The sequence below is a fragment of the Prevotella sp. AM23-5 genome (assembly GCF_003473645.1).
Lineage (GTDB): Bacteria > Bacteroidota > Bacteroidia > Bacteroidales > Bacteroidaceae > Prevotella > Prevotella copri_A.
This window is the reverse complement of sequence record NZ_QUCG01000112.1, coordinates 1-6914: the sequence shown is the minus strand read 5'-3', so window position 1 is coordinate 6914 and position 6914 is coordinate 1. Positions and strand designations below refer to the sequence as shown.

At 48.8% G+C, this 6914-nt stretch carries 7 protein-coding genes; 6 read left to right on the top strand and 1 reads right to left on the bottom strand.

Going from position 1 to position 6914, the window contains the following annotated elements; translation table 11 throughout:
- Positions 1–47: 47 nt before the first annotated feature.
- Positions 48–1796, bottom strand: a complete 1749-nt coding sequence (locus DW657_RS16250) for a glycoside hydrolase family 10 protein (protein ID WP_118313440.1) — start codon at positions 1794–1796, stop codon at positions 48–50.
- A gap of 138 nt (positions 1797–1934) precedes the next feature.
- Here DW657_RS16250 and DW657_RS16245 point away from each other — a divergent pair, with 138 nt between their 5' ends.
- The 6 genes from DW657_RS16245 (at position 1935) to DW657_RS16220 (ending at position 6789) form a co-directional block, all read left to right on the top strand.
- Positions 1935–3479, top strand: a complete 1545-nt coding sequence (locus DW657_RS16245; RefSeq protein ID WP_118313439.1) for a carbon starvation protein A — start codon at positions 1935–1937, stop codon at positions 3477–3479.
- Between the two features lie 2 nt (positions 3480–3481).
- Complete coding sequence (locus tag DW657_RS16240; RefSeq protein WP_118313438.1) at positions 3482–3973, top strand: outer membrane beta-barrel protein; 492 nt, start codon at positions 3482–3484, stop codon at positions 3971–3973.
- A gap of 4 nt (positions 3974–3977) precedes the next feature.
- Positions 3978–4589, top strand: coding sequence for a recombination mediator RecR (gene recR / locus DW657_RS16235; protein WP_089542737.1), 612 nt, complete (start codon positions 3978–3980; stop codon positions 4587–4589).
- Between the two features lie 6 nt (positions 4590–4595).
- Positions 4596–5030, top strand: coding sequence for a hypothetical protein (locus DW657_RS16230; protein WP_147381981.1), 435 nt, complete (start codon positions 4596–4598; stop codon positions 5028–5030).
- Between the two features lie 41 nt (positions 5031–5071).
- The gene (locus tag DW657_RS16225; RefSeq protein ID WP_118313436.1) at positions 5072–6214 is read left to right on the top strand and encodes a glycosyltransferase family 2 protein; all 1143 of its coding nucleotides are present in this window, start codon (positions 5072–5074) and stop codon (positions 6212–6214) included.
- A gap of 65 nt (positions 6215–6279) precedes the next feature.
- Entirely contained in the window at positions 6280–6789 is a 510-nt protein-coding gene (locus DW657_RS16220) for a GNAT family N-acetyltransferase (protein WP_118313435.1), read from the top strand.
- The last annotated feature ends 125 nt before the right edge of the window (positions 6790–6914 follow it).

The following is a 6914-nucleotide window of genomic DNA, read 5'->3' as shown; positions in this document are numbered from 1 at the left end:
AGGTACTACAAATATTTGATTCCACCAAATTTTTCTGCAGTTTTTTTTCAATTTTCTGCAATTTTTTTCTTGTAGAAGGTTCCCAACGTATGCTTCACACCCCGCTGATTGATGCTGCAAAGGCGATAGGTTCCACTGCTTAACCTACTGATATCTATCAGATTGTGTTCGCTCACAAGGTGCTCCACAGCCGTACCTTGCAGGGTTTCGACCAGAAAGACGTTTGTATCCAACTTTTTGGCGATTTCCGGCAAATGTACGTTTTTAGCATCACAGCGCAACATCCTGGCTGCACCCCAGGCGGTCAACTTTCTGCTGAAATCTCGACTGTTTTCCTGGGTAGCGCCACTTTCTATGCCATATCCGTCCATCGAAGTAACGGCAAAATAGAGTGGCTGGTCGTCATCTTCCGACTTCAAGAGCAGTTCGTTGCCCAGATGTCGAGCCGCAATGAGGTTTCTGGCATCTGTAACATCCACGGGATATTTTCTGCTCGCATATACATTATTATATATATAGGGAGTAGGAATTGCAGTACCATCGGTATATTCTGACGGATTATTCCATGAAATCTGAACATTTCCCTTTTCGCTCCTTACGCTGAGAGCCTGTGGCTGTTGCGGCTGGCGGTTGCTTGCCCAGGTCATCGGAGGTACGAGCGATGGATATTCGTTGAATCTCTCTGTGAAATCGAGGATGCCCTGCTTGTTGTCCAGCAGAAACTTGTTTCGGAAGAAGCAGTATCCCATTCCCATGCTGCGGGTGAGGTACATTTCGGGGGTCACGTCATCAATCTTCCATTTTCCTTCTTTCGGGTCGAGGAAGTAGATGCCGAGTCCAGGCACCACAATCTTGCCGTGGCTCTGCTCCTGCCAGTCGATGGCGAAAGGATAGAAGTTCTCGCCACGGAAGTACATCATCGGGAAGAGTTCGTCCATCAGTCCGTCGCGCAGCCATCCCTGTGCATCCTGGCAAACCTTGGTGTTGGCATTCCATCCGTGACTCCAGTAACGGCTCAGGTCATCGTATTTGCCCACTGGCGAGCAGCTCATCTTGACCCAAGGCTTTTCCGACTTCACAGCGTTGTGAATCTTCTCCACGATGCGGGTGATGTAGTTTCTTCCCTGGTCGCGGCTCACCTTGATTTTCCAGGTTTCCGGGTATCGGATATAGTCGAGGTGGATGCCATCCACATGATATCGGTGAGTAATCTCGCGGCAGATTCCGGCAAGGTAATCACCGGTACGGCTGTCTTCCGGATTCATATATCCATCGGCACCTATCTTTCTGATGAGTCCCGGGAATTTCTTCCGGAGGCTCTTGCATCCCAGTGCCTCCCATTTACCTACCGGGATAGTAACCACCCAGGCATGGAGCTCCATACCGCGTTTGTGACATTCGTCGATGGCAAACTGCAGGGCATCGTAGCCCGGTGTCTTTCCCGGGAATCCCGAGAGGCATCCATCCCAAGGTTCGTAATCGGAAGGATAGATCATGGTGCCACGGATGCGGGTCTGGATGAGTACGGTGTTGATCTTTGCCTGCTGCAGGCGGTCGAGAATCTGACAGAGTTCCTGCTGCTGCTTCTTGGCCGAGTAGGGCGACTGGGAGTAGGAGTGAGGCCAGTCGATTCCGCCGATGGTGGTGAGCCATACAGCTCTTACCTCGTGCTTGGGCGCCAGACTGTTGTATATGATGCTGGAACCCGGCAGTATCTGCTTCTTTTCAGGTATATTGCGAGCCTGTGCAGGTAAAATACTGCCTAAAAACATTAAAAATGTATATAATTTCTTCATATTCTTTCAATTTGGCAACAAAGATACGGATAATTTTTCGTATTTCAAATAAAAATGTTACTTTTGCGGTGCAATTCGTATGAAAAAGTGCGATTAGGCTCAAAAAGAAGAGAGAATTCAAAAAAACAATAAAAGAAAATGGTCAGTTTCATCATTAGTTTGGCAGCCTTGATATTGGGCTACCTCCTTTATGGAAAATTTGTGGCGCATGTTTTTGGTCCTGACGACCGTCCTACGCCAGCAGTGGCAAAAGCCGACGGAGTTGACTTTATGGTGCTGCCTAGTTGGAAAATCTTTATGATTCAGTTCCTGAATATTGCCGGTACTGGACCGATTTTTGGAGCCATCATGGGTGCCTGGTATGGACCGGTGGCTTATCTTTGGATTGTGTTTGGCTGCATCTTTGCCGGTGCCGTGCACGATTATATGAGTGGTATGCTCAGTATCCGCCATGATGGCGCCGGACTGCCGGAGCTGGTGGGCAAGTATCTGGGCGGCAACACCAAGAAGGTGATGCTCGTGTTCTCAGTACTGCTGCTGATGATGGTGGGTGCCGTGTTTGTATATAGTCCTGCCATTATTCTGGGTGGCATCTGCAGTTCTGGCTCGTTTGTGGGAAGTAAGATGTTCTGGATTATCCTCATCTTCATCTACTACATCATCGCTACGCTTCTGCCTATCGACAAGATTATCGGAAAGATATATCCTCTCTTTGCCTTCTCGCTGCTTTTCATGGCAGGTGCGTTGATGATCGGACTGTTCATCAAGTGGCCAACCTTGCCTGAGTTGTGGAGCAATCTGGCTTCCTGCAATCTCAATGAGAATCCTGCGTGGCTGGGTACGGAACCGTTCGTCCAAAAGAGTCCTATCTTCCCATGCCTCTTCATTACCATCGCCTGTGGAGCCATCAGTGGCTTCCATGCTACCCAAAGCCCATTGATGGCTCGCTGCATGAAGAGTGAGAAGCTGGGCAGACCGGTATTCTATGGTGCGATGATTACCGAGGGAGTGGTAGCGCTGATATGGGCTACGGTTTCCATGTACTTCTTCTATTATGGAGGATGGCGTGAATGCGTGAGTCCAGAGGTAGCTCAGCAGTTTATCGCTCAGGTGGATGGCGGAAAGTCGCTCATTCAGAACTTTGATGCACCTACCGTGGTGAAGATTGTCTGCTCCAGCTGGTTGGGTGTGGCTGGTGGAGTGCTTGCCCTGCTGGGAGTAGTGGCTGCGCCTATCACCAGTGGTGATACGGCTCTGCGCAGTGCCCGACTCATCATAGCCGAGGCTATCGGACTGGAACAGCGTGCGATGCGTCGCCGTCTCTATATCTGCATACCTCTGTTTGCCGTTACGATGGGCATCCTGGTATGGCAGATGGAGAATCCTGATGGATTCAATGTTATCTGGCAATACTTCGGATGGGCTAACCAGACGCTGGCGGTCTTCACACTCTGGACTTTGACCGTGTATCTGGTACAGCGCAAGAAGCCGTTCATCATCACCCTGGTGCCAGCCTTGCTGATGACAGTGGTATGTTCTACCTTCCTGCTCCTCTCGCCGATGGCTCTGGCATTGAGCGAGTCGGTGGCTTATACGGGTAGTGTCATCGTCCTGGTGGTAGCGCTGGTCTGGTTCTTTGCCTGGTACAGACAGAATATGAAAATTAATAATAGCAACACATAAAAATGTTACGTATGAAAAAAATAGTTTTGGCAGCAGCAGCTCTTCTGGTAAGTTTGGGGGCCAATGCTCAGTTTGAAAGTGGAAAGCAGTATTGCGGCGCGTCGCTCACGGGTCTCAATCTCAGTTATAATGGCAGTCAGGACTTGAACTTCGGTGTTCAGGCAAAGGCAGGTTATTTTGTAGAAGATGACTGGATGCTCCTGGGGCATGTAGAATATACTCATTCGGGTCAGGATGGCGTGAAGGATTACTTTTCTGCCGGAGCTCAGGCCAGATATTATATCGAGCAGAATGGATTGTATCTCGGTTTTGGTGCCAAGGTGGCTCATTCGGGCAGCTACAATGACTTTATGCCGGGCGTGGAGGTAGGCTATGCCTACTTTGTCAGCAAGCAGGTAACCATTGAGCCGGCTATCTACTATGATCAGAGCTTCAAGAAGCATACTGATTATTCTACGATAGGTTTCAAGGTGGGAATCGGTATTTATCTCTAGTGTGATGGTGCAGCAATATTCTTCTGCATTATTGGAAAAGGCAGTGGGAGAGTTTTCCAAGCTGCCGGGTATAGGGCGCAAGACAGCTTTGCGCCTTGTGCTTTTTATGCTCCGTAGGGAGGAAGGGGATGTGGATCAGTTTGTGGATGCCATCGCCCGGATGAAGCGCGAGGTGAAGTACTGTCGTGTGTGCCATAATATCAGTGATACCGAGGTGTGCCCCATCTGTTCCGATCCCCGACGCGATGCCTCTGTCATCTGCGTGGTGGAGAATGTGCAGGATGTGCTGGCAGTGGAGAATACCCAGCAGTTTCATGGACTGTATCATGTGCTGGGTGGCATCATCTCGCCGATGGATGGTATCGGACCTGCCGACCTGGAGATTGATTCTCTGGTACAGCGTGTGGCTGCGGGGGGAGTAAAGGAGGTGATTCTTGCCTTAAGCAGTACGATGGAGGGCGATACCACCAATTTCTATATCTCGCGCAAGCTTGCCGACTATCCCGTGAAGCTCTCTGTCATAGCCCGAGGCATTTCCGTGGGAGATGAACTGGAATATACCGATGAAGTGACGCTGGGTAGAAGTATCCTGAACAGAACACCATTTAATCAATAGAAATAAATGAATATCAAACAAGTACAACGAATATTGATGACCAACTTCCTCTTTATGCTGTTGGTGGCTTTTCTGCTGGTAGTTCTCTATGAAACGGAGATACTGACCGCCAATGATATCGCTGCCAACCAGACGATGATGTTCGGCATCCTGGTAGTAATGGAGCTTGCCACCATTGTGGTGATTCCGATGGCGCTGAAGCTGTTCAGCCTGAAGGCAATCCGCCGCAAACTGTTGGCGGAAAAGGGTGATGCTCTGCTTTTCTGGGGCACTACCCGCATCAACATGCTCTGTCTGCCTATGCTCATCAATACCTTTATGTATTATCAGACCATGTCGCCTGCATTCGGCTATATGGCAATCATCCTTGTGCTCTGTCTTTTCTTCGTTTATCCGTCTATCGGCAGATGTATCGAGGAAACCAGTGAGGAGGGAGAATAGGTGATAGTTTTGTAGTTAACACTTAATCGTTAAGATAGGTTTTGAAACTCTCGGTTATCATAGTAAGCTATAACGTGAAGTATTATCTCGACCAATGCATCCGTTCGGTGCTCCGTGCCTTCGAAGTGATGCAGGAGGATGATGCTTCATCTTCCTCCGGAAAGAAGGATGTGGCAGAGATCATCGTGGTGGATAATCATTCTTCCGATGGATCGCTGGAGTATCTGCAGCACCGCTATCCCCGTGAAGCATATCCGATGGTGCGGTTTGTGGGCAGCAACCACAATCTGGGTTTTGCCCGAGCCAACAATATCGCCATCCGTCAGAGCGAGGCGGAGTATGTACTCCTTCTGAATCCTGATACCATCGTGGGCGAGCAGGTGCTGAGCGAATGCATCCGCTTTATGGATGCCCATCCCGATGCGGGAGCGGCAGGCGTGAGGATGCTGAATGCGGATGGAAGATGGGCGAGGGAGAGCAGGAGAGGATTGCCTACACCGATGGTTTCTTTCTTCAAGATGCTGGGATTCTGCAACCGATGGCCCAAGCATCCACTGTTCGGACGCTATTATATGGGATTCCTGCCATGGGATCAGCCGAACCGGATAGAGGTGGTGAGTGGCGCTTTCTGCATGTTGCGCCGTAAAGCCCTGGATCGGGTGGGACTGTTAGATGAGGATTTCTTCATGTATGGAGAGGATATCGACCTTTCCTATCGCATGTTGAAGGGCGGTTATCACAACTATTTCCTGCCTTTGGATATCCTGCATTATAAGGGAGAGAGCACGCAGAAATCCAGTTTCCGCTATGTGCATGTCTTCTATGAGGCGATGCTCATCTTCTTCCGCAAGCATTATGCGGGTATGTCGCTGCTCTTGAGTCTTCCTGTCCGGACAGCCATCTATGCCAGTGCTTCCGTAGCGTTGGTCAGGATGCTGGCGGCGAGAATGAGAAAGAGTCTGGGGTTCTTTACGCCTTCTGTGGTGGATGAATCGGAGTATCTGCTGTTTGATGCCGACAAGATGAGTTACGGGGAAATTCTGCATCAGCTTTCGCTTCGGGCGGATGAGCCTGACAAGCTGGCTATCTATACCCGGGAAATCGGGAAGGTGATAACGGAAGGGGAGGTGATGGATATGGATGAAATGCACAATATATATAAGGTACGCGCGTACATTATATAATAGGTGCTCATATCATAGTAGGTAGATTAGGAAATATAATAGGAAAATATTTATTTGGGAGGAATATGGAAGATAAGAAGATTCGTTTAAGGGCTTTGGAACCGGAAGATTTGGATTTTCTCTATGAAATGGAGAATGATGAAAGTCTCTGGGAGGTGGGGGGTACCAATGTGCCGTACTCCCGCCAGGTGTTGCTCGACTATATCACTACGGCTACGGCGGATATCTATACCGATAAACAGGTTCGCCTGATTGTAGAAAACGAGCAACAGGAAGCTGTGGGCATCATCGATCTGATGAATTTCGACCCCCGTCATCAGCGTGCCGAGCTGGGAATTGTTATCAAAAAGGAACATCAGCATCAGGGCTTGGCACAGTTGGCTATCCGTCTTTTGATGCAATATGCATCAAATGTGCTGCATTTGCATCAGATTTATGCCATTGTAGCGGAAAGTAACCAAAATGCAGTGAAAATGCTTGAAGTAGTTGGCTTTCAGGGTGATAAATTGCTGAAAGGATGGCTGAAAACGGGCAGTGGATATGAGGACGCATATTTTTTTCAATCTTTTTTGTAAAAATATAGCGGAAAAATTTGGTGGAATCAAAAAAATGTAGTACCTTTGCACTCGCAAATGAGAAATGCGCTATAAGCGGTTAAGTTAATATCTTAATTTGGTGCGTTAGTTCAGTTGGTTAGAAT

Coding starts and splice junctions, on each gene's coding strand:
- DW657_RS16250 (WP_118313440.1), bottom strand. CDS start 1,796: ATGAAGAAATTATATACATTTTTAATGTTTTTAGGCAGTATTTTACCT.
- DW657_RS16245 (WP_118313439.1), top strand. CDS start 1,935: ATGGTCAGTTTCATCATTAGTTTGGCAGCCTTGATATTGGGCTACCTC.
- DW657_RS16240 (WP_118313438.1), top strand. CDS start 3,482: ATGTTACGTATGAAAAAAATAGTTTTGGCAGCAGCAGCTCTTCTGGTA.
- recR (WP_089542737.1), top strand. CDS start 3,978: ATGGTGCAGCAATATTCTTCTGCATTATTGGAAAAGGCAGTGGGAGAG.
- DW657_RS16230 (WP_147381981.1), top strand. CDS start 4,596: ATGAATATCAAACAAGTACAACGAATATTGATGACCAACTTCCTCTTT.
- DW657_RS16220 (WP_118313435.1), top strand. CDS start 6,280: ATGGAAGATAAGAAGATTCGTTTAAGGGCTTTGGAACCGGAAGATTTG.